The organism is Citrobacter sp. Colony219 (genome assembly GCF_019382635.1).
Lineage (GTDB): Bacteria > Pseudomonadota > Gammaproteobacteria > Enterobacterales > Enterobacteriaceae > Citrobacter > Citrobacter youngae.
In genome coordinates this window covers 1,433,485-1,458,834 of record NZ_CP080033.1, presented here as the reverse complement: position 1 = coordinate 1,458,834, position 25,350 = coordinate 1,433,485, and the positions used below count along the sequence as shown (strand labels likewise).

Genomic DNA, 25,350 nt, shown 5'->3' with positions numbered 1-25,350 from the left:
ACAGGCAAAAAAAATCCCGACCTTGCGATCGGGATTCCAGTATTTCTACTCTTGATGGTTAAGGCAAAATTGACGGCTGATCCGCCCCTTCTTTCTCGACCTTCTGCTGCAGCATGTGCTCACGCTTCATACCCAGCTTCAGCGCCAGCGCCGATGCCACGTAGATAGAAGATGCGGTACCGATGGAAACACCGATCAGCATCGTCAGCGAGAAGCCTTCCAGTACCGGACCACCGAACAGGAACAGCATCAGAATAACCATCAACGTCGTACCGGACGTAATCAACGTACGGTGCAGCGTTTGAGTCAGGGACACGTTAAAGATTTCGTAAGGCGTACCGCGACGAATCTTGCGGAAGTTTTCACGAATACGGTCAGATACAACGATACTATCGTTCAGCGAGTAACCGATTACCGACATCAGTGATGCGACGATAGTCAGGTCAATCTCGATATGGAACAACGACAGGATCCCCAGCGTGATAATCACGTCGTGCGCCAGAGCAATAACCACCCCTGCCGCCAGTCGCCACTCAAAGCGGAAACCGACGTACACCAGGATAGAGATCAGCGCCGCCATCAACGCCATCGCCCCCGTTTGCGCCAGGTCTGCACCCACGCTCGGACCCACGAATTCAATTCGCTTCACCGCGGCGTTTTGGTTGGTGGATTCGTTAATCACACTCAACACTTTGCTGCCCAGCACCTGACCGCCGTCTGCACCTTCAGTTGGCGGCATACGTACCATAATGTCGTGGCTGCTGCCGAAGTTCTGCAGAAGCGGATCAACAAAGCCCGCTTTCTCCAGCGCATCGCGCATCACGTCCATATCGGCCGGTTTTTCCAGCGTGATTTCAATAACCGTACCACCGGTGAAATCGAGACCCCAGTTAAACCCGCGTACGCCCATCACCACGATGGCCGCAATCAGCAGGAAACCTGAAATGCCGAAAGCCCAGTAGTCCCAGCGCATAAAGTCCCAGACTTTACGGCCGTGGTTTAATTGTTCAACAGTATATTCCTGTGCCACTTCGCACTCCTCAGATTGACAGCTTTTTGACGCGCTTGCCGCCATACAACAGGTTTACGATGGCACGTGTACCGACAATCGCGGTAAACATCGACGTCGCCACACCAATACCGGTAGTAATCGCGAACCCTTTAATTGCCCCGGTGCCAACTGCGTACAGGATGATGACCTTGATCAGCGTCGTAATGTTCGCATCAAAGATGGAGCTAAATGCGCCCGCATAACCTTCATTGATGGCCTGCTGCACCGAACGCCCGTTACTCAACTCTTCTTTGATACGTTCGTTGATCAGTACGTTCGCATCGACCGCGACGGCAAGGGTTAAGACGATCCCCGCAATCCCCGGCATACTCAGCGTAGCGCCCGGCAGCAGCGACATAATACCGACAATCAGCACCAGGTTAGCAATCAGCGCACTGGTCGCAATCAGACCGAACTTCTTATAGAAGAAGATCATGAACAGGATAGACACCACCAGACCGGCCAGACACGCTTCCAGACCCTGTTTAATGTTCTGCATACCCAGGGTTGGGCCGATGGTACGTTCTTCCACAATCTGAATCGGCGCAATCAACGCACCGGCACGTAACAGCAGAGAAAGCTGACGCGCTTCGTTCGGGTTGTTGATACCGGTGATACGGAAGCTGTTACCCAAGCGAGACTGGATATTGGCAATGTTAATCACCTCTTCCTGTTTCACCAGTACTGCACGACCGTTAGCATCTTTCTTACCGCTGTCTTTGTACTCCACGAACAGGGTCGCCATCGGCTTACCGATGTTGTCCTTGGTGAAGTTGGACATGATGTTACCACCCGCGCTATCCAGCGAGATGTTAACCTGCGGCTGATTGTATTCGTCCTGGCTGGAAGTGGAATCGGTGATATGGTCACCGGTCAGGATCACGCGTTTGTACAGCACAACCGGCTGACCTTCACGAGACTGTTTCACTTCCGAATCACCCGGTACACGCCCGGATGCCGCAGCGGACTGGTCAACGTTGGTGTTTACCAGACGGAACTCCAGCGTCGCGGTTGCGCCCAGAATTTCTTTCGCCCGCGCGGTATCCTGAATACCCGGCAGTTCGACCACGATGCGGTCAGCACCCTGACGTTGTACAACCGGTTCAGCAACACCCAGTTGGTTAACACGGTTACGCAGAATGTTGATGTTCTGCTGTACCGCGTATTCACGGGCTTCGCTCAGACGCGCATCGGTCATCACCGCACGCAGTGCATTGCTGCCCTGGCTGGAAATAACCAGATCCTGGTGACGCTTGCTCAGGTAAGAGATAGCTTCATCACGGGCGCTGCTATCACGGAAGGTGATGCTCAGACCGTAGTTATCTTCTTTGCGAACGGTAGTATAAGGAATGCCTTTTTCACGCAGATCGCTGCGCAGGCTATCAATATTTTGTTCCTGCAACTTACTCAACGCGGTGTCCATATCCACTTCCATCAGGAAGTGAACGCCACCACGCAGGTCAAGACCGAGTTTCATCGGTTCTGCGTGAATGGCTGCCAGCCAGCGCGGGGTTGCCGGAGCAAGGTTAAGCGCCACGACGTACTGATCGCCCAGTACGCCCATTAATACTTCACGTGCGCGCAGTTGGGTATCAGTGGAGTCGAAGCGCGCGAGAATAGCACCCTCTTCCAGAGCCACAGACTTAGGTGTGATTTTATCTTCTTGTAACGTTTTCTGGACCTGGATCAGCGTTTGCTCACTGGCGGCGGCACCGCGCACGCCAGTGATTTGAACAGCCGGATCCTCACCATACAGGTTGGGAAGCGCATAGAGCAGACCGACGACAATAACGACGATCAGCATGACATACTTCCACAAAGGATAACGGTTTAACACGGCAGTTCCCTTTGGGAAAACAATAAATTACAGCGCCTTCATGGTGCCTTTCGGCAGAACGGCAGCTACGAAATCACGTTTAATAACCACTTCAGTGGTGTCGTTCAGCGCGATAGCGATGTAGCCAGATTCTGCTACTTTGGTCACGCGACCCACCAGACCACCGTTGGTCAGCACTTCATCGCCTTTCGCAATGGAGTTCATCAGATTTTTGTGTTCTTTGGTACGCTTTTGCTGCGGGCGCAGGATCATGAAGTAGAAAATCAGACCAAACACCACCAGCATCAGAATCAGAGACATCGGGCTGCCCTGCGCCGGAGCACCTGTTGCCGCTACCGCATCAGAAATAAAAAAGCTCATTCAAATTCCCTCATTATTAAAATTAATCAACGTTCACAGGTGGAACTGGTCTACCCTGACGTTGGTAAAAATCGGTCACGAAGCTCTCTAATTTACCCTCTTCAATAGCCTTGCGTAAACCCGCCATCAAACGCTGGTAGTAGCGAAGGTTATGAATCGTGTTGAGTCGCGCGCCCAATATTTCGTTGCAACGGTCAAGATGATGCAAGTAAGCGCGCGAATAATTGCGACAGGTGTAGCAATCACACTCAGCATCGAGCGGACTGGTGTCGCTTTTATGTTTCGCGTTACGAATTTTTACCACGCCGTCAGTCACAAACAAATGACCATTACGGGCATTTCGCGTTGGCATCACGCAGTCAAACATATCGATGCCGCGACGCACGCCTTCAACCAGATCTTCTGGTTTACCGACGCCCATCAGGTAACGCGGTTTATCAGCCGGAATCTGCGGGCAAACATGCTCCAGAATGCGGTGCATATCTTCCTTCGGTTCACCAACAGCCAAACCGCCGACAGCGTAGCCATCAAAGCCGATATCTACCAGACCTTTGACGGAGATATCACGTAAATCTTCGTAAACACTGCCCTGAATGATGCCAAAAAGCGCATTTTTGTTGCCGAGGCTATCAAAACGGTCGCGACTACGCTTCGCCCAACGCAAAGACATCTCCATCGAGCGTTTAGCATAGTCCCAGTCGGCAGGATACGGCGTACATTCGTCGAAGATCATCACGATATCGGAACCGAGATCGTATTGAATCTCCATCGACTTCTCAGGATCGAGGAAAATTGGATCGCCGTTGATCGGGTTACGGAAATGCACGCCTTGCTCGGTTATCTTACGGATGTCGCCCAGACTGAATACCTGGAAGCCACCAGAATCGGTGAGGATTGGGCCTTTCCACTGCATGAAATCGTGCAGATCGCCGTGCAGCTTCATGATTTCCTGACCCGGGCGCAGCCACAGGTGGAAAGTGTTGCCCAGGATGATCTGTGCGCCGGTCGCTTCAACTTCTTCCGGCGTCATACCTTTTACTGTGCCGTAAGTACCGACCGGCATAAAAGCAGGCGTTTCCACTACGCCACGATCAAAAACCAGGCGGCCGCGGCGAGCGCGACCGTCTGTGGTGTCCAGTTCAAATTTCATTTTAACTCCTGCGTCAGAAAAACAGTCCGACGTTATAAACACTCATCGCGGAAACTTATTCCCCAACGCGCTCAGAAATAGCCTGCGGATTGTACGTGATAAACATGGCATCACCGTAACTAAAAAAGCGATATTCCGCTTTTACCGCTTCATGATAGGCGCGCATGGTGTTTTTGTAGCCAGCAAATGCGGAAACCAGCATGATCAGCGTCGATTCCGGCAGATGGAAGTTGGTCACCAACGCGTCTATCACTTTGTATTGATAGCCTGGATAGATGAAGATCTGCGTATCGCCGAAGAACGGTTCAATAAGGTCGTTTTTGGCTGCCTGCGCTGCGCTTTCCAGTGAACGTACGGAGGTGGTACCTACTGCAATCACGCGGTTGCCGCGGGCTTTCGCCGCCAGCACAGCATCAACCACATCCTGCGGCACTTCCGCATACTCGGAGTGCATGATGTGATCTTCGATGGTGTCTACGCGCACCGGCTGGAAAGTACCCGCGCCGACGTGTAGCGTAACGAACGCCATCTCAATGCCTTTATCACGCAGTTTTGCCAACAGTGGTTCGTCAAAGTGCAGACCGGCGGTCGGCGCGGCGACCGCGCCCGGTTTTTCGCTGTACACGGTCTGGTACAGCTCGCGGTCGGCGTCTTCATCCGGACGATCGATATATGGCGGCAGCGGCATGTGGCCGATGGCGTTCAGAATATCCAGCACACTGCGTTCGTCGTTAAACTCAACTTCAAACAGCGCGTCATGGCGCGCCACCATCGTTGCTTTAATGCTTTCGTTATCGCCCAGCAGCAGCTCTGCGCCCGGCTTCGGCGCTTTTGAAGCACGAATATGCGCCAGAATACGTTTGTCATCCAGCATACGCTCGACCAGCACTTCAATCTTGCCGCCACTGGCTTTACGGCCAAACAGACGAGCCGGGATCACGCGGGTATTATTAAAGACCAGCAGATCTCCAGGGTTGAGCTTATCGAGCAAATCAGTGAAAGTACCGTGCGTCAGCGCGCCCGTCGGCCCATCCAGTGACAGCAAGCGGCAACTGCTGCGCTCAGCTTGCGGATAGTGGGCAATCAGGGATTCGGGTAATTCAAAGGTGAAATCGGTAACGCGCATGACACTGACTCAGACTAAAATAAGAGGCGGGTAGTCTAGTGCCGGGGCGTTCTCCCTGCAACCTTTACCCCTCAAGTTAAGAGACATAATCTATACACAAAATCATTCAAGATGCATCGAGGCGGCAACTGAATGAGTCCCCGGAGCTTACTCAAGTAAGTGACTGGGGTGAGYGACAAATCTGTCAGGAACAGATTTGAACGTCGCAMAGCGACGGCCCGTAAGGGCGAGTCTCAGGACGAGACGAGTAACTCAGYAGCYAACAAAGASGCAGTTTGAAGGATGAAGTGGATATGAATTTTCTTGCACATTTGCATCTGGCCCACCTTGCCGATAGCTCGCTTTCCGGCAATCTGCTGGCCGATTTTGTCCGGGGTAATCCCCAAACGCACTATTCGCCCGACGTGGTGGAAGGCATCTTCATGCACCGTCGCATCGACGTAATGACCGATAACCTGCCACAGGTGCGTGAAGCCAAGGAGTGGTTTCGTAGCGAAACGCGTCGCGTCGCACCGATTACACTGGACGTCATGTGGGATCATTTTCTGTCGCGCCATTGGTCGGAAATCTCTCCCGATTTCCCGCTGACGGATTTTGTGCGCTACGCGCACACCCAGGTTGCCACTATTCTGCCAGAATCACCGCCGCGCTTTATTAATCTGAACAATTATATGTGGTCAGAGAAATGGCTTGAGCGCTATCGCGACATGGATTTTATCCAGAACGTACTCAACGGCATGGCCAGTCGCCGTCCACGTCTCGATGCCCTGCGCGACTCATGGTATGACCTCAATACGCATTACGATGCGTTAGAAGAACGATTCTGGCAGTTTTATCCGCAAATGATGGACCAGGCGCGGCGTAAAACCCTTTGATTGTAGCCCGCATGACGCGCCGGATAAGCAGTAGCCGTCATCCGGCAAAAGATTGATAGACAAAACCTGTCTCATTGATTGCCAGCGCCTCTTTGTCTTATTCCCGAACACTCTCTATACTGGCCCGCGTTGCGTTCCAAAAACCCCTTAACTTTGCAGGAGAATTATATGGTACTGGTAACTCGTCAGGCTCCGGATTTCACAGCAGCTGCGGTACTGGGTAGCGGTGAGATTGTTGATAACTTCAACTTCAAACAGCATACCAACGGTAAAACCACCGTTCTGTTCTTCTGGCCGATGGACTTCACCTTCGTTTGCCCGTCTGAACTGATCGCATTCGACAAGCGTTACGAAGAATTCCAGAAGCGCGGCGTAGAAGTGGTTGGCGTTTCTTTTGACTCTGAATTTGTCCACAACGCATGGCGTAACACCCCTGTCGACAAAGGCGGCATCGGTGCAGTGAAATACGCAATGGTTGCTGACATCAAACGCGAAATCCAGAAAGCCTACGGCATCGAGCACCCGGAAGCGGGCGTTGCTCTGCGTGGTTCTTTCCTGATCGACGCTAACGGCGTTGTTCGTCACCAGGTGGTTAACGACCTGCCGCTGGGTCGTAACATCGACGAAATGCTGCGTATGGTTGACGCGCTGCAGTTCCACGAAGAACACGGCGACGTTTGCCCGGCACAGTGGGAAAAAGGTAAAGAAGGTATGAACGCCTCTCCGGACGGCGTAGCAAAATACCTGACTGAAAACGTTTCCAGCCTGTAATTGGCATGAATCGAAAAAAGGCCGCAAAAGCGGCCTTTTTTATTGGCTCTGACCCGTCCGTTAAAACGCGAAGCAGGAACAACCGAGCGCACCCCAGAAGGCCCGGTCATCTGACACAGGAATCCCCGATTTACGCGCTATATCATGCTGATGACCGTGTACGCCGCAGCTGCCACAGCACTGATGCATCTGCACCATTGCGCCAATTTTTGCCGCAGCAGGAGGCGCTGAGCGATAGTGCCCCGGCACCTTCACTACCGGCGACCAGTCAGGTACAACCGGGATGGCCGGCGGTGCCAGTGGGGTGAAATGTCCGGCGGCATAAACAACCTTGCCGTCGACAATCGTCATCACCGACTCAATGCCTTTGATCTCTTCTTCCGGCACGCTGAAATAGTCTTTTGACAGCACCACCAGATCTGCCAGTTGATCCTTTTCAATACGCCCTTTCTTACCCTGCTCGCTGGAGAACCAGGCACTGCCTGCTGTCCACAGTTCCAGCGCCACATCGCGCGCCAGACGGTTGTTATCATCATACATCGCCATACCGCCAACGGTGCGTCCTGATACCAGCCAGTACAACGCTGTCCACGGGTTGTAACTTGCCACGCGCGTAGCATCGGTACCCAGGCCAACCGGCACATCAGCCGCCAGCATTTTCGCCACCGGCGGCGTATGTTTAACCGCCTCTTTGCCATAGCGATCGATAAAATACTCGCCCTGGAATGCCATACGGTGCTGAACTGCAATGCCACCGCCCAGCGCTTTTACCCGCTCGATGTTGCGTTCAGTAATCGTTTCGGCGTGATCGAAGAACCAGTGCAGGCCATTGAACGGGATGTCACGGTTCACCTTCTCAAACACGTCGAGCATGCGGCTGATGGATTCATCGTAGGTGGCATGCAGGCGGAACGGCCAACGATGTTCCACCAGGTGGCGCACCACGCGCTCCAGTTCCTCTTCCATCCCTTCCGGTAAATCCGGGCGTGGCTGCAGGAAATCTTCGAAGTCAGCCGCCGAGAAGACCAACATTTCCCCTGCCCCGTTAGCACGATAGAAATCGGTTCCCTGCCCGGGTTTGAGCATATCCGTCCAGCGCTCAAAGTCTTCCACTTCCTGCTTCGGACGCTGGGTAAACAGGTTGTAGGCAATACGCACCGTCATCTGCTTGTTGGCGTGTAACTGCTCGATTATCTCGTAATCTTCCGGATAGTTCTGGAAGCCGCCGCCCGCATCGATGGCGCTGGTCAGTCCCAGACGGTTCAGTTCACGCATAAACTGGCGGGTCGAGTTAACCTGCATTTCCAGCGGCAGTTTTGGTCCTTTTGCCAGCGTCGAGTAGAGGATCATGGCGTTAGGTTTGGCGATCAGCATGCCTGTCGGGTTGCCGTTGCTGTCACGCACAATCTCACCGCCCGCCGGATCCGGCGTCGCTTTGGTGTAGCCGACGGCTTTCAACGCAGCGCGGTTCAGCAAAGCCCGGTCGTAGAGATGCAGAACAAAAACTGGGGTATCCGGAGCTGCTTCATTCAGTTCTTCCAGGGTTGGCATGCGCCGTTCGGCAAACTGAAACTCGCTCCAGCCGCCGACCACCCGTACCCATTGCGGAGACGGCGTCCGATCGGCTTGCTCTTTGAGCATGCGCAGCGCATCTGCGAGCGATGGGACACCTTCCCAGCGCAGCTCCAGGTTGTAGTTCAACCCACCGCGAATGAGGTGCAGGTGCGAATCATTTAAACCCGGGATCACGGTGTGTCCCTGCAGATCGACAATCTGCGTACCATCGGTCGCAAAGCTCATTACCCGATCGTGACTACCCGTCGCGAGGATCTTCCCGTTAGCGATCGCCACCGCCTCTACCTGCGGGCTTTGCTTTTCGAGAGTATGAATTTTTCCGTGAGTCAGAATCAGTGTGGCAGTTTGAGACATAACAATCTCCTGAGAAACCGGTCAGGCTTTTTTCAGCCATCCGGCAAACAGACGGGTTACGATGGGCATCCACAACCAGACCACCAGCGCAACCACACAGGCATCATTAATCAGATGCAGGAGTAACGAGCCTTTCATTGAAGGCAGCAGAATACCGGTCAGCCACGGCACCAGGTTGGTACTGGGGAAAATCACCAGCAGCGTTATCAAAAACTGCTTCCAACGTTTGGGCTGACGTATATGGGGGGCTGGCGGCGTAAACCAGAAGGCCGCTTCGGTGCGCACTTCTGTTTTATCGCCTTCGGCCAGCAGCGGCGCAATTTCCTCAACCAGCTCCCGGCGCGTATCGGATTGAGTCCAGTTATACAGATGCTCAAGGGTGTCGAAGCGAATGATGATGTTCCACAGGTTTTGTCCATCTGTGGGTCGAATGACATTCGCCCCAAGATGTCCGGGAAACTCGGCGGCCAGCGGCATGATTTTCCCCAACCACTGCTCATAACGCTGCGCCTGGTCAGGCCGCAGGGTGTGAGTAATTACCAACGTCACATGTTTGTTCTGCGCCATGAAAGGTTCCTTGCTAAAGGGAAATTGACCTGCTTAAGCCATGAAAGCAATACACAATTATTCGTGAAACATCGAGGCGGCAAGATTGTGTAGCCCCGGTCACTTACATAAGTCAGTGACCGGAGTACGCAAACTAAGCCAACAAAGAGGCAACATGAAAGATGGCGTGTATTCAGGCTTTACGTTCCGGCGCGCCATGCACCATGGTATACGCGTAATCCACACCCATACCGTAGGCGCCGCTGTGTTCACGCACCAAATCCATAACGGCGTCGTAGGTTTCTTTGCGGGACCAGTCGCGCTGGTACTCAAGAAGAACCTGTTGCCAGGTCACAGGTACAGCACCCGCCTGCACCATGCGATCGATGGAACGTTCATGGGCATCCACCGACGTGCCGCCTGAAGTGTCTGTTACCACATACACTTCGTAGCCCGCTTCCAGCGCCATCAGCGCCGGGAAGGTCAGGCACACTTCGGTCCACAACGCGGAAATAATCAGTTTTTTACGCCCGGTCGCTTCTACCGCCTTAACAAAGGCTGCATCTTCCCAGGAGTTCATCGAGGTGCGTTCAATCGGTTTCACATCAGGATGAACAGCTAACAATTCCGGCCAGATATATCCGCTAAAACTTTTCGTTTCTACTGAAGTATAAATTACTGGAACATTGAATATTTTCCCGGTTTTGGCTAATGCAACGGTATTATTTTTCAATGTCTGGCGATCAATATTCGCCACACCAAATGACATTTGCGGCTGATGGTCAATAAAAATTAGCGTAGAGTTTTGAGGGTCAATCAGTTCCCGAATAGACATAGCACACCTTCTTAATCAATAAGTTAAAAGGTAACGGTCTGTATCTGCCGTCAGCAGCAGGATCCTGAATCAGAAAGCTTGTTGAGTATAGCGGGAAATTTCTAACGAGTTATTAAAGAAAACTTACCGTCCTGTGAAACTATTCGTTCTGTGTTGCGATATATCCTAAACAACATCAAAAAAATGCGCATGACCCATCTAATTTATTCACTGGCATTGTTTTTCTCCATTCGGTAAAACAGAGAGGTTTAATTTTCAGGATATTTTCTGCTTATGCGCCTCAATCTGGATGTTCTGCTGATCCTCGACGCACTCGACAAACAGGGGTCATTTGCTGCGGCGGCCGAATCGCTGTTTAAAACCCCTGCGGCACTCAGCTATATGATTCAGAAGCTGGAAAGCGATCTGAACATCGAATTGCTTGACCGTTCCGGACACCGGGCAAAATTCACCGACACCGGACGGATGATGCTGGAAAAGGGGCGTCTACTGCTGAGTGCGGCAAAAGATCTCGAAAAGCAGGCAATACAGCTAAGTTCCGGCTGGGAAAAGGAGCTGGCAATAGCGCTCGATGATTCCTTTCCCTTTGCCGCGCTGCTACCTATTATTGATGAATTTCATGCACTTAATAAACAGACCCGTCTCAACTTCACCCACCACACGCTGGCGGGTTCATGGGAAGAGCTGACCCATAACGGGGCGGATATTATCCTCGGCGCAATTAATGAACCACCAACGTCAGCGGCCTGGTCCTACAAAATGCTCGGCACGCTGGACAATGTCTTTGTCGTCGCCCCAGGACACCCGCTGGCGAGCGCGCCTGATGACCTGACGAATGAGCAATTGTGTCTGCACCGGGCGATTGTTATCAGCGACAGCGCTCGCTTTTGCCACCCATTACAGACCAACCTGATGGATGAACAGGCGCAAATTCGCGTCGATGATTTCCACAGTAAGGTGATGCTGCTGCGGGCGGGAATGGGCTGCGGATTTCTCCCCCGCCACATTGCCAGCCCATGGATTGCCAGCGGTGAACTGGTGGAAAAGAAGGTTATCTCATTTCGTCAAAAAGACGTCGCCTATATGGCATGGCGCAATAGTAGCGAAGGACTGGCGCAGCGCTGGTGGCGAGACGCGCTGCTGGCCAGTGAGGAAATTGCGCGCTTGTATCAATGACTCATCCAGACTGAAGCCGATATTGCGGGCAGCGTCAGGATATCATCGACGAGTTGGCCTTTGCCCTCTTTGTGCTGCCATTGACTGACATTGAGCAACGGTGAGGCTGGCAGCACGACTTCACAAGCGTGGCCGCGGTTTATCGCCACCAACACGCGCTGGCGGTTTAGCACGCGTGCAAACACCACCACGTTATCCTCGGCGTAAATCACCTGGCACCCACCGTGGCGTAGCGCCTGGATCTGGTGACGTAATTTGGCCAGACGTTGATACAACGCCAGCAGGTCAGCGTCCTGTTTTTCAGGCTGCCACGGGAACGGTTTGCGACAAAAAGGATCGTTATTTCCATCCAGCCCCACTTCGTCGCCATAGTAAATACAGGGCACGCCAGGCCAGGTAAACAGCCACACCACCGCCAGCGGTAACCGTGCAACGTCTTTACCAAGCAGAGATTTAAAACGGGCGGTATCGTGGCTGTCGAGCTGATTAAACATCCGCAACTGCTGCTGATGCGACAACCCCGCGCGGTAGCTATCCATCCACGCCATACAGGTCTGAGCGTCAATAGATTGTGGGTCGTATGAAATATCGGTATTGGCGAGGAATCCCCAGAGGGGGAAAGTAAAACCGCGATAGTTCATGGCGGCATCTTCCGCATCGGCCTGCAACCACTGACGCGCATCGCCAAAATGTTCACCCACCACATACGCCTCTGGCTGGGTTTCTTTCGCCGCCTGCGTAATTCCGGCGACATGCTGCAAGTTATTACGTGCGCCACCGGCCTCTCCCAGCATATGCACGACATCCAGACGCCAGCCGTCCATACTCCACGGTGCTTTTAGCCAGTGGCGAACAATGCTGTCTTCGCCACGATAAATTTCATTTACCAGGCTTTCAGAGGAAAAGTCCAGTTTGGGTAGGCTTGAGTACCCCAACCAGTCCAGCGCAACCCCATCATCAGAGAAATGGTACCAGTCGCGCCAGGGGGAGTGTGGGTTATGGCACGCCCCGTCCGTCCCGCGATGATGTCGGTCAAACCAGGCATGCGAATCGCCGCTATGGTTAAAGACACCGTCCAGAATCAGCCGTATGCCCTGCTGTTGCGTGTTGTGACGCAGGCGCAGCAGCGCCCTGTCGCCGCCAAACTGCGGATCAACATGGCGGTAATCTTCAGTATCATATTTATGTACGCTCGGCGCGATAAACACCGGATTCAGATACAGCGCCGTTACCCCTAACGTCTTCAGATACGGCAGTTTCTCGCTGATGCCGTCCAAATCTCCGCCATAAAACGTCGAACCACCGGCCTGAGCCGTAAGCGGTTCATCCCATTCGCGCCGCACGATGTCGTGTCCGGCCGCGTGGTGGTAATAGACGTTATCCTGAGTCGCTTCACGCGACTGGCTGCGGGCAAAGCGATCCGGGAAAATCTGATAAAAAATCTGATCGGCAACCCACTGCGGACCGTTATCCGGTACATCAACAGCAAACTGCTCCAGACGCGCAGGCGGAAAGCGGTTGAATCCCTGCGGGGTGAACCACAACTGGCGATCGCGCCACAGTAATTTAAAGCTATAGCGTCGGCGGGGCTGTCCGCTGGTAAGATCGATCGCCGCTCGCCACGCGTTCACGCCCGGCTGCGGTTGGCTACGCAGTTTGTGCATGCTCAGAGAAATTTCTTCGTTATCGTTTTCCGCGCGTAGCGTCACCCGCTGAGGAGGATTTTCCCCTGCCAGCCATAATGTAATCGTCAGTTGATCTTTGTTTTGCTTCACAAATGGGGCAACCGGAAGGTGCCAGGCGTTCAACATCACGTATCCCCTTTGATGATAATGACGACACCTTGCCATAGCGAAGTACAGGATCACTCATCATCTTAACGTTTATTGGGGGAGGAGTGCGGGGGAGGAGAAAATTACCGGGTAACGTCAGACTACCCGGTAAACAATGAATACTTATTGGCCATCAGGCAAATTGAAAGTAGGCTTTTCCAAATTTAGATGGGAGAGCGCTTCAGGCATACCACTGAACATAACTTGCGCTACATTATTAAAGTTATAGGTATTTTTATCGGCATTGGCAAAATGCTGTTGCATTGAACCGAGCAATGACACCATTTCGTTGAAAGCATCCTTGGCTGTCTCCTTGTCTTGACCACTTTTCATTTCAGTGTATGCCTGATTGATGGCATATTTGAATATATTAAAGAAAGCAACTACATCGTCACCACCATTAAACAGCTCTCCATTACCTTCAGCCATTTTATTTATGGTTTCTTGAAAATATGTTTTAGTGTTATTGGCTTCGAGATGCGCCCCCCTAAAAACCCCAAATGCTTCAAGACGTGTTGATTCATTACTTTGAGATACATCGAGAGCAAGAATATTCCTAACACCTTTATTAATTAAGTCCCTATTTTCATAAGCTAAAGCTTTTCTCTGTTCCAGATTTAGCAAGGCATCCTTGCTGTGGTGAATACTAAAAAATTGCAGGATTTTATTCTTAAGTTGCAGGATTTTATTCTTAAGTGATTTTTTTTCTGGAACACTATTTTTCTTTACAACGTCGTTTTTTACCTTAGCGACATTCTCCGCTTGAATAGTTGCATTTTTCGCTACATGGCTCTTTGGATTACTCATTACCTTTGTTTCTGGCTGTAGAAGAACTTCACGTTTTAACTCCGACCTCCGCAAGTCTTCTGCTCCAGGGGGTGCAGGCCGTGGGGTATTCTGCACCGACGCCTGCTTATGCACATCTGTACGGAGCGGCACCTGCGGRSGGGTCTGCACCGACRCCTGCTTRTGCACATCTGTACGGRGCGGCACCTGCGGGCGGGTCTGCACCGACGCCTGCTTATGCACATCTGTACGGGGCGGCACCAGCGGAGGGGTCTGCACCGACGCCTGCTTGTGCACATCTGTACGGGGCGGCACCGGCGGAGGGGTCTGCACCGACGCCTGCTTGTGCACATCTGTACGGAGCGGCACCTGCGGAGGGGTCTGCACCGACACCTGCTTGTGCACATCTGTACGGRGCGGCACCTGCGGGCGGGTCTGCACCGACGCCTGCTTATGCACATCTGTACGGGGCGGCACCWGCGGAGGGGTCTGCACCGACGCCTGCTTGTGCACATCTGTACGGGGCGGCACCGGCGGAGGGGTCTGCACCGACGCCTGCTTGTGCACATCTGTACGGGGCGGCACCGGCGGAGGGGTCTGCACCGACGCCTGCTTGTGCACATCTGTACGGGGCGGCACCGGCGGAGGGGTCTGCACCGACGCCTGCTTGTGCACATCTGTACGGGGCGGCACCGGCGGAGGGGTCTGCACCGACGCCTGCGCGCGTACCGCTCCTGGTGAAGGTTTCGGCACACAAATCTCTATACTGGCCTTCTTTATACCGGCCTGTGGTAATGGCCGTGGTCCTTGTGATATTAAACCACTAATATTTGTGGGTGTTTGTCCACTATTTGCCACTCCAACTAATTTGTTAGTTTTAGAGTTAAAGACAGAAACCTCACATATACTATTACCCCTAACTCCCGGGTTATTATGAGTTCTACTCTTTGTAGAGCAGTCTGCTGGAATATCATTTATACCCATAAAGTTCCTCATTTAATCTCATTAATAATAGTTATACTTTACAAGAAGGAATATAAAAACCATAAAGCAGCAGAAAAATAACATAAAAACCCTCATCAAACTTTCAAAAAACGCTCATAATAGTTTGATGGCAAACAAAGAAAATGATTATTATCTTTCATTATTAAACACTAAACATTCACCATGTTTATACAAATAAAAACGAAGTTGATTATTCAACTTCGTTTTTTAAATAAAGAGCAATTGCCAAATTCAACTACGAACCAACATTACCACCCAGTAAAAAAATTACTGCACTTCAGCCAGTTGGCGCTCGCGACGGCGTTTGAATACCCAGCCTGCAAGCAGCAGGAGAATCCACGCAAAACCGACGTACAGCGAAATTCGGGTATCCGGATGATAGCCAATCAGAGCGATGATAAAGACCAGGAAAATCAGGCCAACAACGGTCGTCGTTACCCCACCCGGTACTTTAAACTTCAGCGCTTTGACCTCTTCCGGCGGCAGACGACGACGGAAGGCGATCTGCGACAGCAGGATCATAATCCACACCCAAACCGTGGCGAACGTTGCTAGCGAAGCGATCACCAGGAAGACGTTTTCCGGCATAATGTAGTTAAGATACACCGCAAACAACAGCGCGATGGTCATCACCATCACTGTTACCCACGGCACGCCACGACGCGACGTTTTGGCGAACATTTTCGGAGCACTGCCCTGCTCTGCCATACCGTGCAGCATACGCCCCACACCGAAGACGTCAGAGTTGATGGCCGACAGCGACGCAGTCAGGACGACAAAGTTGAGGATCCCGGCTGCAAAGGTAATGCCCATATGCTGGAATGTCATAACGAACGGGCTACCGTCGGTACCGACCTGGTTCCACGGGTAGATAGACATAATGACGAACAGTGTCCCCACATAAAACACCAGGATGCGCATCGGTACAGAATTGATGGCGCGCGGAATAGATTTTTCCGGGTCTTTGGCTTCGCCTGCGGTAATCCCGATAATCTCAATCCCGCCGTAAGCGAACATCACCATTTGCAGCGACATCACCATGCCGAGCCAGCCGTTGCTGAAGAAACCGCCGTTGCTCCACAGGTTATGGATACCGGTCGGTTGCCCGCCGTTGCCAATCCCCCAAATGATGATACCGAAACCGGCGACAATCATGATGATAATGGTGGCGACTTTGAAGAACGAGAACCAGAACTCCAGCTCGCCAAACACCTTCACGCTCATCAGGTTGATGGCGCAGATAATCAGCACTACGCTGAGTACCCAAATCCAGTGCGGTACGGCCGGGAACCAGACGCCCATGTAAATACCAAAGGCTGTCACGTCGGCAATGGCGACAATCAGGATTTCAAAACAGTAGGTCCAGCCGGTAATGTAACCAGCCAACGGTCCGAGGTTTTCCTGCGCATAGCGCGAGAAAGAGCTGGCAGCCGGGTTATGAACTGACATTTCGCCCAGCGCACGCATAATAATATACGCCGCCACGCCGCCGATAATATAGGCCAGCAACACGCTCGGCCCCGCCATTTTGATGGCATCGGCTGAACCATAGAACAGCCCGGTACCAATTGCTGAACCTAATGCCATAAAGCGAATGTGCCGGGTGCTCAGCCCACGCTTTAGCTTGTTATTACTTTCCATCGATTCCTAACCTGTTAACACAATAAAAAAACCACGGGGCCATATTAATAGCCCCGTGGTTAAAACTTATTGTCAGTGATATTAGTGTGCGCTGGAGGTCACTTGTCGACCCGCTGCGCGATCCCAGATAACGGCCAGGACCACCATCACGACTGTTGGCATCAACCACGCCAGCCCCTGCTCCGCCAGCGGTAAACGCTGGGTCCAGGCTGGTAAGACATCGCCAATTGCAGAAGCTTTAATGCCATCAAGGATACCAAAAATCAGGCTGATAAACATCGCAGGTGCAATGACGCGGGAAGAATTATGCCACCATGAGCGGGTAAAGCTTAATACAACCAGTGCGATACATGGCGGATAGATAGCCGTCAGCACCGGAATAGAGATCTGAATCAGATGGCTCAGGCCCAGGTTAGAGACCACCATCGAGAAGCCGCCGAGGATAAATACCAGCGTACGATAAGACAGTGGAACATACTGGGCAAAGAACTCTGCGCACGCACAGGTCAAGCCAACCGCGGTGACCAGACAGGCGATGAAAATCAGCGCCGCCAGCAGGAAGCTGCCTGCACCACCGAAGGTGTGCTGAACATACGCATGCAGAATTGCCGCACCGTTAGCAGATTGATCGACCAACGTCGCACTGTCTGAACCCAGACGGAACAACGCAAGGTACAGCAGCGTTAAACCCACGCCCGCCATCAGCCCAGCCCAGACGGTGTAACGGGTCAACAAACGCGCTTCGGTAACGCCACGCGAGCGGGCGGCGTTAACAATAACAATACCAAATACCATCGCGCCCAGCGTATCCATCGTCAGATAGCCGTTCACAAAGCCATTCGAGAATGCCGCGTTTTGATAGGCTTCCATCGCATTGCTGATCGGGCCCGCTGGCCAGACAATCGCCGCCACGGAAAGCACAACCAGTGCCAGAATTTTCAATGGAGCAAGGAAGTTGCCCACGGTATCCAGCAGTTTGCCGGGATACAGTGACACCAGAATCACAATCGCGAAGTACACCACGCTGTAGATGAACAGCGGCAGCGCAGAATCACCGGTCAGCGGTGCAATCCCAACTTCGAACGAAACCGTTGCGGTACGCGGCGTGGCGAATAATGGCCCCACGGCCAGATAGCAGACGGTAGCCAGCAGCAGACCGGCAACTTTACCGATAGGCGTGCTCAGGCTGTCCACACCGCCGCCCACTTTCGCCAATGCGACCACGGTAAGTACCGGCAGGCCTACGGCGGTAATCAGGAAGCCAAAGGCCGCGGTCCAGACGTGCTCGCCTGCCTGCAAACCAACCATTGGGGGGAAAATAATGTTACCTGCACCAACGAACAGTGCAAATGTCATAAATCCCAGTGCGATAATATCGCGCGATTTTAACTGATGGGTCATAAAGTCTTACTGCCTGTGGATGTGGTGTTGAAAACGTTTAATTTTCTGCCTTTCCCTGCGGGATGATACAGCGGCATTTTTAAGCAATTCCAGCGGGAAATTCTCCCGGCCTGGCGCGGCGAAGAATAGTTTTTCGATTTACCGCGTAAATGCAGTCGGTATGACAGCATTTGATGCGCAATTTAAACGCTTATAACGTTTTAAAGCAAGGTGGGATCTAAAAACCAGAACAATATAGTGATATGAAAAATTGAACCAGCACAAAACACCATTCCCTGGAAAAAGACATGGGTAATCATGCGAACAAAAAACAATCAAACGTCGTAAAATTCAGGAGCTATTTATTGACTACAACAAAAAAAGCCAGCTCGCGCTGGCTTTTGGAAAGATAAACTTACGAATACGTTTTAACCGCTATTTTTGGCAATTAAACGTTCCGGGATCACGAAACTAAATCGCGTTCCCTGGCCTGGTTCGCTGTCGATATTCAAACGGCTGTCGTGATGATGCAGGGCATGCTTAACGATGGCCAGCCCGAGTCCGCTACCGCCCGTTTGCCGCGATCGCGCTTTATCTACGCGATAAAAACGCTCGGTCAGGCGTGGAATATGCTCGGCGGCAATGCCCGGACCGTTGTCTTCCACGCAAAACTCCGCCCCCGAGGCCACATGCTGCCAACGTACGGTAATGTGTGTTCCCGCTGGTGTGTGGTTCACCGCGTTGTACACAAGATTCGAGATAGCGCTACGCAACTGCTCCCCGTTGCCCCACACGTTCAGGCTGTTATCAACATCAAAAGTAAACGTATGTTTTTGCTGGCTCAGGGTTTGCGCTTCGTGCTCAACCACGCGCAGCATCATGGGCACATCGACCTTCTCATTCAGTTGCAGCGTCGGCGCAGCCTCAATTTTTGACAGCGTTAGCAGTTGCTTCACTAACCCTTCCATACGGTACGTTTGTTCACGCATGGTATGCAGCGCTTTTTCGCGCGTTGTCCCTTCCAACGGATGCTCCTGCATCATTTCCAGATAGCCTTGCAGCACCGTCAGCGGCGTGCGCAGCTCATGACTGGCGTTGGCGAAAAAGTTACGTCGGGAACCTTCCAGTTGATGCATCTGCGTAACGTCGCGCGCCACCATCAGCAGTTGCTTATCGGTATAGGGCATCACGCGAATTTCCAGATGCCGTCCGGTGTTGAGTACCAGATTAATTGGCCGACTAAAGTCGCGTGTTTTCAGATACAGCGTAAATTCCGGGTAGCGCAGCAGATTAAGGATATTTTGCCCGCTATCGTCCGGCCAGCGTAACCCTAAAACCTGCTGTGCCAGTCCGTTACACCAGAAAATCCCGCCTTCTTCGGTGGTTAGCACCACTGCGTCGGGCAGTGATTCGGCGCCGCTGCGAAAGCGTTTAATGAGGTTACCCAATTCGCGACGGCGCTTTTTGTTACGCAATTGCATTTGATGCAGGCCGTACAGCAGCGGCTCCCAACTGCCGCGCCCCGGCGGGGGCGTCATACTTCTGTCGACCCATAGCCACCAGGACAAACGTAATAGATTCCAGAAATGCCAGATAAGCAGGCCCGTTACCGACGCCAGTAAAAACCAGGGTAGATAACCAAAAAAAGCGCTAAGGATAAAAGCCGGTATGCAGCAGAGGATCAGCTCCAGCACCAGCCTTTTCCATGACAATCGTTCAAGCAAACGTCTTACTCCATTTACAGCCTAATCCCTCAGGCCCTTATTCTTGTCAGTCAGAAGCGGGTCGAAAAGCGATATCCCGTCCCGCGTACCGTCTGCACCATACGATCGTGTCCGCTATGCTCCAGCGCTTTACGCAACCGGCGAATATGCACATCGACCGTCCGGTCCTCTACATATACGTTGGTCCCCCACACATGATTGAGTAATTGCTCGCGGCTGTAGACACGCTCAGGATGGGTCATAAAGAAATGGAGCAATTTGAATTCGGTGGGTCCCATATCCAGTGGATCCTCGCCGGTCATCACACGGTGCGAGGTAGGGTCAAGACTCAGCCCTTGCATCTCGATAACTTCTTCCACCGCCATGGGGGAAATACGTCGTAAAACGGCTTTAATACGCGCCACCAGCTCCTTCGGAGAGAACGGCTTAGTAATATAGTCATCCGCGCCGGTTTCCAGACCCCGCACACGGTCTTCTTCTTCACCGCGCGCCGTCAGCATCATCACGGGGATATCCCGCGTCATCGCTTCCCGCTTGAGGTGTTTAATAAACTGTAGACCCGAGCCGCCGGGAAGCATCCAGTCAAGCAGGACGAGATCCGGCCAGGGTTCATTAAGTTGGTTCACAGCACTGTCATAGTCTTCGGCTTCTACGGGTTGAAAACCGTTTTGCTCGAGCACGAAGCAGACCATTTCACGAATTGGAGCTTCATCTTCTACGACCAGAATACGTCTCGCCATGATTTGCCCTGTTTATAATTAAATCGTTTGCCATCAATACCGTGGCATTATGCGTCACTTTTATGACAGATTTATGAAAAGATAGTCCAGGTTTAACGCAGCCAGGCGAATTATGACAGCCCGGAAACAAGATATTACCGTCCTTGCAAGGTTATAATCTCCGCCATCGTTTTTTTGTCATGGAACACTTATGCGCATCCTCCACACGTCTGACTGGCATCTGGGCCAAAATTTCTACAGCAAGAGCCGCGCCGCTGAACACCAGGCCTTTCTCGACTGGCTGCTGGAAACGGCACAATCCCATCAGGTGGATGCCATTATTGTGGCAGGTGATATTTTTGATACCGGTTCACCGCCAAGTTACGCCCGCGAGTTGTATAACCGTTTTGTTGTCAATCTACAGCAAACAGGCTGTCATCTGGTCGTGCTGGCAGGAAACCATGACTCCGTTGCCACACTCAATGAATCCCGCGATATTCTGGCGTTCCTCAACACCACGGTCGTTGCCAGCGCCGGCCACGCGCCGCAAGTGCTACCTCAACGCGACGGCACGCCGGGGGCTATCCTGTGTCCGGTTCCTTTCTTACGTCCGCGTGACATCATTACCAGTCAGGCGGGGCTAACCGGTCACGAAAAACAGCAGCATTTATTAGGTGCAATCACCGACTATTACCAACAGCAATATCAGGACGCCTGCGCGCTGCGTGGCGACCAGAATCTGCCAATTATTGCGACAGGGCATCTGACCACCGTCGGCGCCAGTAAAAGTGACGCCGTACGCGATATTTATATTGGGACGCTGGATGCTTTTCCGGCACAAAATTTCCCACCGGCGGATTACATCGCGCTGGGACATATTCACCGGGCACAGGTCATCGGCGGTACGGAACATATTCGCTATTGCGGCTCCCCGATTGCACTGAGTTTTGACGAGTGCGGCAAAAGCAAATGCGTCCACCTGGTGAGCTTTGAAAACGGTAAGCTGAGCGCCGTTGAAAACCTCATCGTACCAGTAACCCAACAACTTGCCGTATTGAAAGGCGATTTAGCGACGATTAGCGCACAGCTGGAACAATGGCGTGGCACGCAACAGGAACCGCCGGTGTGGTTAGATATAGAAATCGCGACCGATGACTATCTGCATGATATGCAGCGCAAAATCCAGACTCTGACCGAAGATTTACCGGTAGAGGTTTTATTGGTGCGTCGTAGTCGTGAACAACGCGAGCGCATCATGGCCAATGAACGACGTGAAACGTTGAGTGAATTAAGCGTGACGGAGGTGTTTGACCGCCGTCTGGCACTGGAAGAACTCGACGATCCACAGCGTGAGCGCCTGAATCAGCTGTTTAGCACAACCTTACACACGCTCGCCGGGGAGACCGAAGCATGAAAATTCTCAGCCTGCGTCTGAAAAACCTCAACTCTCTGAAAGGGGAATGGAAAGTTGATTTCACGGCAGAGCCTTTTGCCAGCAACGGGCTGTTCGCCATCACCGGTCCAACCGGTGCCGGGAAGACCACCCTGCTGGACGCCATTTGCCTCGCGCTGTACCACGAAACACCACGACTCAATACCGTATCGCAGTCGCAAAACGACCTGATGACTCGCGATACGGCGGAATGTCTGGCCGAAGTTGAATTCGAAGTCAGAGGCGAAGCCTATCGCGCATTCTGGAGCCAGAACCGCGCGCGCAATCAACCAGAAGGTAACCTGCAGGTTCCGCGTGTCGAACTGGCTCGTTGCGCCGATGGCAAAATTCTCGCCGATAAAGTTAAAGACAAGCTGGAAATGACCGCCGAGCTTACCGGGCTGGATTACGGCCGTTTTACCCGCTCGATGCTGCTGTCTCAGGGCCAGTTTGCCGCATTTCTCAATGCCAAACCGAAAGAGCGCGCCGAACTGCTGGAAGAGCTGACCGGCACAGAAATTTACGGCCAAATCTCCGCCATGGTGTTTGAAAAGCACAAAGCAGCGCGTACGGAGCTGGAAAAACTGCAGGCCCAGGCCAGCGGCGTGGCGCTGTTAGCACCAGAGCAGGTACAGTCTCTGACAGAAAGTTTGCAGGTACTTACTGACGAAGAAAAACAGCATCTTACCCGTCAGCAAATCCAGCAACAGCATCTTAATTGGCTCATCCGACAAAATGAGCTACAGGCAGAAGTAAGCCGCCACCAGCAAGCATTACAGACCGCAAAAGAGGCGCAAGATAAAGCACAACCGCAGCTGGCGACACTCAGCCTGGCACATCCCGCCAGAGCATTGCGTCCGTACTGGGAGCGAATTCAGGAACAATCCGCCACGCTCCGCCGAACACGACAGAATATTCAGGAAGTGAATGCTCGCTTACAAAGCAGCTTAGCGCTGCGCGGGCGCATCCGTCAGCAGGCACAAAAACAGTCGGCGACCCTGCTCACCGAACAGCAGGCGCTAACCGACTGGCTGAACGAACATGACCGTTTCCGCTTATGGAGCAGCGAACTGGCAGGATGGAAAGCGCTATTGGCACAGCAATCTGACGCTAACGAGCAGCTACGTCAGTGGCAAAAACTACGCGACAGCGACGTGCGCAAGCTGGATGCACTGCCGCTTCCCTCGTTGGCCCTTAGCGCGCAAGAGGTCACGGTAGCGCTGGCGCAGCACTCACAGTTGCGTCCATTACGCCAGCAACTGAGCAATCTGCATGGACAAATTGCGCCGAAACAAAAACAACTGGTACAGCTGCGCACCACAATTCAGCAGCGCCAGCAGGAGCAAGCACAACGCAACGCGGCCCTGGCAGAAAAACGTCAGCGCTATAAAGATAAAAATCAGCATCTAACCGATGTGAAAACGCTCTGCGAACAGGAAGCACGGATTAAAGATCTGGAAAGCCAGCGTGCTTTACTGCAGTCCGGACAGCCTTGTCCGCTTTGTGGCTCCACGACACATCCGGCCATTGAGCACTATCAGACCCTCGAACTCAGCGTCAATCAGGCGCGGCGTGAGGCATTAGAAAAAGAGGCCAAAACGCTGGCCGATGAGGGGTCAACGCTACGCGGGCAGCTCGACGCGATAACCCAACAGCTACAGCGCGATGAACGCGAGGTACAGACGCTTTCTCAGGAGGAGCAAGCACTTACTAAAGAGTGGCAGACGCTGACTACCAGTCTGAACATAACGTTGCAACCGCAGGATGATATCGCCCCCTGGCTTGCAGCCCAGGAAGAACACGAACAACAGCTTCACCAGTTGAGCCTGCGTCATGCCCTGCAGGCACAAATTACTGCACATTCCGAACAGATAACCCAGCTTCAACTGCATATTGAACAGCGGCAGACTACGCTTCTCGCTGAATTAGCCCGCTACGGTCTGTCGCTTCCTGCCGATGACGATATCACCGCCTGGCTTAACGCACGTGTGGGCGAAGCGCAGATGTGGCAGCGTCGCCAAAATGAACTGACCGAGCTCCAGGCGAAAATGGCACAGCTTGCGCCATTGCTGGAAACATTGCCCGAAACCGGCGCGAAGGAAGAAACGACAGAAAGCCTGGCGCTGGAAAACTGGCGGCAGGTGCACGATGACTGCCTCTCATTACAGGGACAGTGGCAAACCTTGCAACAGCAGGAAGCCCAGGAGGCACAACGCGCAGCAGAGATTCAGGCACAGTTTGATAGCGCATTGCAGGCCAGCATCTTTGCCGATCGCGACACCTTCCTTGCCGCCCTGCTTGATGAAGAGGCGTTTAACCATCTTGAGCAGCTTAAGCAATCGCTGGAAGGCCAACTACAACAGGCGCAAACGCTGCTTAACCAGGCTCAGCAGGCGCTGGCAACGCATCAGCAGCAACCGCCTGCCGGCGCGGATCTCACACTCACCGTGGACTATCTTCGCGATGCACTGGCGCAGCTCACGCAACAACTGCGGGATAACACCACGCGCCAGGGCGAAATTCGCCAGCAGCTCAGGCAGGATGCCGAAAACCGCCAGCAGCAGCAGACCCTGATGCAAGAGATTGAAAAGGCCTCACTGCTGGTCGAAGACTGGGGTTACCTGAATGCGCTGATCGGCTCGAAAGAAGGTGATAAATTCCGCAAATTTGCCCAGGGACTGACGCTGGATAACCTGGTCTGGTTGGCCAACAACCAGTTAACCCGCCTGCACGGTCGCTATCTGTTGCAACGCAAGGCCAGTGAGGCGCTGGAACTTGAAGTGGTGGATACCTGGCAAGCCGATGCCGTGCGTGATACCCGCACGCTCTCCGGCGGCGAGAGCTTCCTCGTGAGCCTGGCGCTGGCGCTGGCGTTGTCCGACCTGGTCAGTCACAAAACACGTATTGACTCCCTGTTCCTCGACGAAGGTTTCGGCACGCTGGACAGTGAAACGCTGGATACCGCCCTCAACGCGCTGGATGCCCTGAACGCCACTGGCAAGACCATTGGCGTGATAAGCCACGTTGAAGCGATGAAAGAACGTATTCCCGTGCAAATCAAGGTTAAAAAAATCAATGGATTAGGTTACAGCAAACTCGACAAGATGTTTGCAGTGGAGTAATCACCCTGTGGGTGTGGTTTCACAGGCCGGATAAGCGTAAGCACCATCCGGCA

Annotated in this window: 19 protein-coding genes; 5 read left to right on the top strand and 14 right to left on the bottom strand. The window is 52.9% G+C overall.

From position 1 onward, the window contains the following. Nucleotides 1-58 precede the first annotated feature (58 nt). From secF to queA, 5 genes are read right to left on the bottom strand one after another with little or no spacing between them, the layout of a single operon-like run. Nucleotides 59-1,030: a protein translocase subunit SecF gene (secF, locus tag JTI85_RS06195; RefSeq protein WP_003021550.1), complete on the bottom strand. Its 972-nt coding sequence runs from the start codon at nucleotides 1,028-1,030 to the stop codon at nucleotides 59-61. 10 nt (nucleotides 1,031-1,040) lie between these two features. Next, entirely contained in the window at nucleotides 1,041-2,888 is a 1,848-nt protein-coding gene (secD, locus tag JTI85_RS06190) for a protein translocase subunit SecD (protein WP_003021547.1), read from the bottom strand. Nucleotides 2,889-2,915: 27 nt separating this feature from the next. Further along, nucleotides 2,916-3,248, bottom strand: coding sequence for a preprotein translocase subunit YajC (gene yajC / locus JTI85_RS06185; protein WP_003021544.1), 333 nt, complete (start codon nucleotides 3,246-3,248; stop codon nucleotides 2,916-2,918). Between the two features lie 22 nt (nucleotides 3,249-3,270). Further along, nucleotides 3,271-4,398: a tRNA guanosine(34) transglycosylase Tgt gene (tgt, locus tag JTI85_RS06180; RefSeq protein WP_003021535.1), complete on the bottom strand. Its 1,128-nt coding sequence runs from the start codon at nucleotides 4,396-4,398 to the stop codon at nucleotides 3,271-3,273. Nucleotides 4,399-4,453: 55 nt separating this feature from the next. Further along, nucleotides 4,454-5,524 (bottom strand): tRNA preQ1(34) S-adenosylmethionine ribosyltransferase-isomerase QueA, encoded by a 1,071-nt coding sequence (gene queA, locus JTI85_RS06175; protein WP_115643784.1) that lies wholly within the window; start codon nucleotides 5,522-5,524, stop codon nucleotides 4,454-4,456. 293 nt (nucleotides 5,525-5,817) lie between these two features. Between queA and acpH the strand changes: the two genes are divergently transcribed. Both acpH and JTI85_RS06165 read left to right on the top strand, forming a co-directional pair. Further along, nucleotides 5,818-6,399: an ACP phosphodiesterase gene (gene acpH / locus JTI85_RS06170; protein ID WP_048212443.1), complete on the top strand. Its 582-nt coding sequence runs from the start codon at nucleotides 5,818-5,820 to the stop codon at nucleotides 6,397-6,399. Between the two features lie 168 nt (nucleotides 6,400-6,567). After that, the gene (locus tag JTI85_RS06165) at nucleotides 6,568-7,170 is read left to right on the top strand and encodes a peroxiredoxin (protein ID WP_048212444.1); all 603 of its coding nucleotides are present in this window, start codon (nucleotides 6,568-6,570) and stop codon (nucleotides 7,168-7,170) included. A gap of 60 nt (nucleotides 7,171-7,230) precedes the next feature. On the opposite strand, the gene JTI85_RS06160 is transcribed toward JTI85_RS06165, so the two are convergent. From JTI85_RS06160 to JTI85_RS06150, 3 genes are all read right to left on the bottom strand, one after another. Beyond that, entirely contained in the window at nucleotides 7,231-9,099 is a 1,869-nt protein-coding gene (locus JTI85_RS06160; protein ID WP_219352272.1) for an amidohydrolase, read from the bottom strand. A 21-nt stretch (nucleotides 9,100-9,120) separates the two neighbouring features. Beyond that, a complete protein-coding gene (locus JTI85_RS06155) occupies nucleotides 9,121-9,666 on the bottom strand; it encodes an antibiotic biosynthesis monooxygenase (RefSeq protein WP_121584286.1) in 546 nt (181 codons plus the stop codon). A 172-nt stretch (nucleotides 9,667-9,838) separates the two neighbouring features. Further along, nucleotides 9,839-10,480 carry a hydrolase gene (locus JTI85_RS06150; protein ID WP_048212446.1) on the bottom strand — a complete coding sequence of 214 codons (642 nt, stop codon included), beginning with the start codon at nucleotides 10,478-10,480 and terminating at the stop codon, nucleotides 9,839-9,841. A gap of 273 nt (nucleotides 10,481-10,753) precedes the next feature. Between JTI85_RS06150 and JTI85_RS06145 the strand changes: the two genes are divergently transcribed. After that, nucleotides 10,754-11,656, top strand: coding sequence for a LysR family transcriptional regulator (locus tag JTI85_RS06145; RefSeq protein WP_101741810.1), 903 nt, complete (start codon nucleotides 10,754-10,756; stop codon nucleotides 11,654-11,656). Here the strand turns inward: JTI85_RS06145 and malZ are convergent. The 6 genes from malZ to phoB all read right to left on the bottom strand — a co-directional run bounded on the left by malZ (nucleotide 11,650) and on the right by phoB (nucleotide 20,764). Beyond that, on the bottom strand, nucleotides 11,650-13,467 hold the full coding sequence (gene malZ / locus JTI85_RS06140; RefSeq protein WP_219352271.1) for a maltodextrin glucosidase: 1,818 nt from the start codon (nucleotides 13,465-13,467) through the stop codon (nucleotides 11,650-11,652). The two genes, JTI85_RS06145 and malZ, sit on opposite strands and share 7 nt — an antisense overlap. A gap of 144 nt (nucleotides 13,468-13,611) precedes the next feature. Then, on the bottom strand, nucleotides 13,612-15,132 hold the full coding sequence (locus JTI85_RS06135) for a hypothetical protein (protein WP_219352269.1): 1,521 nt from the start codon (nucleotides 15,130-15,132) through the stop codon (nucleotides 13,612-13,614). 414 nt (nucleotides 15,133-15,546) lie between these two features. Then, nucleotides 15,547-16,920 carry a proline-specific permease ProY gene (gene proY, locus JTI85_RS06130; protein WP_048212450.1) on the bottom strand — a complete coding sequence of 458 codons (1,374 nt, stop codon included), beginning with the start codon at nucleotides 16,918-16,920 and terminating at the stop codon, nucleotides 15,547-15,549. An 81-nt stretch (nucleotides 16,921-17,001) separates the two neighbouring features. Continuing rightward, nucleotides 17,002-18,321 carry a branched-chain amino acid transporter carrier protein BrnQ gene (brnQ, locus tag JTI85_RS06125; RefSeq protein ID WP_040232748.1) on the bottom strand — a complete coding sequence of 440 codons (1,320 nt, stop codon included), beginning with the start codon at nucleotides 18,319-18,321 and terminating at the stop codon, nucleotides 17,002-17,004. A 407-nt stretch (nucleotides 18,322-18,728) separates the two neighbouring features. Beyond that, a complete protein-coding gene (gene phoR, locus JTI85_RS06120; protein ID WP_219352268.1) occupies nucleotides 18,729-20,024 on the bottom strand; it encodes a phosphate regulon sensor histidine kinase PhoR in 1,296 nt (431 codons plus the stop codon). Nucleotides 20,025-20,074: 50 nt separating this feature from the next. After that, the gene (phoB, locus tag JTI85_RS06115; RefSeq protein ID WP_003021496.1) at nucleotides 20,075-20,764 is read right to left on the bottom strand and encodes a phosphate response regulator transcription factor PhoB; all 690 of its coding nucleotides are present in this window, start codon (nucleotides 20,762-20,764) and stop codon (nucleotides 20,075-20,077) included. Between the two features lie 190 nt (nucleotides 20,765-20,954). Between phoB and sbcD the strand changes: the two genes are divergently transcribed. Then, nucleotides 20,955-22,157 (top strand): exonuclease subunit SbcD, encoded by a 1,203-nt coding sequence (sbcD, locus tag JTI85_RS06110; protein WP_124021490.1) that lies wholly within the window; start codon nucleotides 20,955-20,957, stop codon nucleotides 22,155-22,157. Further along, nucleotides 22,154-25,297: an exonuclease subunit SbcC gene (gene sbcC, locus JTI85_RS06105; protein WP_219352266.1), complete on the top strand. Its 3,144-nt coding sequence runs from the start codon at nucleotides 22,154-22,156 to the stop codon at nucleotides 25,295-25,297. Before sbcD ends, sbcC begins: the two co-directional genes overlap by 4 nt. The last annotated feature ends 53 nt before the right edge of the window (nucleotides 25,298-25,350 follow it).

Coding starts and splice junctions, on each gene's coding strand:
- yajC (WP_003021544.1), bottom strand. CDS start 3,248: ATGAGCTTTTTTATTTCTGATGCGGTAGCGGCAACAGGTGCTCCGGCG.
- tgt (WP_003021535.1), bottom strand. CDS start 4,398: ATGAAATTTGAACTGGACACCACAGACGGTCGCGCTCGCCGCGGCCGC.
- queA (WP_115643784.1), bottom strand. CDS start 5,524: ATGCGCGTTACCGATTTCACCTTTGAATTACCCGAATCCCTGATTGCC.
- acpH (WP_048212443.1), top strand. CDS start 5,818: ATGAATTTTCTTGCACATTTGCATCTGGCCCACCTTGCCGATAGCTCG.
- JTI85_RS06165 (WP_048212444.1), top strand. CDS start 6,568: ATGGTACTGGTAACTCGTCAGGCTCCGGATTTCACAGCAGCTGCGGTA.
- JTI85_RS06160 (WP_219352272.1), bottom strand. CDS start 9,099: ATGTCTCAAACTGCCACACTGATTCTGACTCACGGAAAAATTCATACT.
- JTI85_RS06155 (WP_121584286.1), bottom strand. CDS start 9,666: ATGGCGCAGAACAAACATGTGACGTTGGTAATTACTCACACCCTGCGG.
- JTI85_RS06150 (WP_048212446.1), bottom strand. CDS start 10,480: ATGTCTATTCGGGAACTGATTGACCCTCAAAACTCTACGCTAATTTTT.
- JTI85_RS06145 (WP_101741810.1), top strand. CDS start 10,754: ATGCGCCTCAATCTGGATGTTCTGCTGATCCTCGACGCACTCGACAAA.
- malZ (WP_219352271.1), bottom strand. CDS start 13,467: ATGTTGAACGCCTGGCACCTTCCGGTTGCCCCATTTGTGAAGCAAAAC.
- proY (WP_048212450.1), bottom strand. CDS start 16,920: ATGGAAAGTAATAACAAGCTAAAGCGTGGGCTGAGCACCCGGCACATT.
- brnQ (WP_040232748.1), bottom strand. CDS start 18,321: ATGACCCATCAGTTAAAATCGCGCGATATTATCGCACTGGGATTTATG.
- phoB (WP_003021496.1), bottom strand. CDS start 20,764: ATGGCGAGACGTATTCTGGTCGTAGAAGATGAAGCTCCAATTCGTGAA.
- sbcD (WP_124021490.1), top strand. CDS start 20,955: ATGCGCATCCTCCACACGTCTGACTGGCATCTGGGCCAAAATTTCTAC.
- sbcC (WP_219352266.1), top strand. CDS start 22,154: ATGAAAATTCTCAGCCTGCGTCTGAAAAACCTCAACTCTCTGAAAGGG.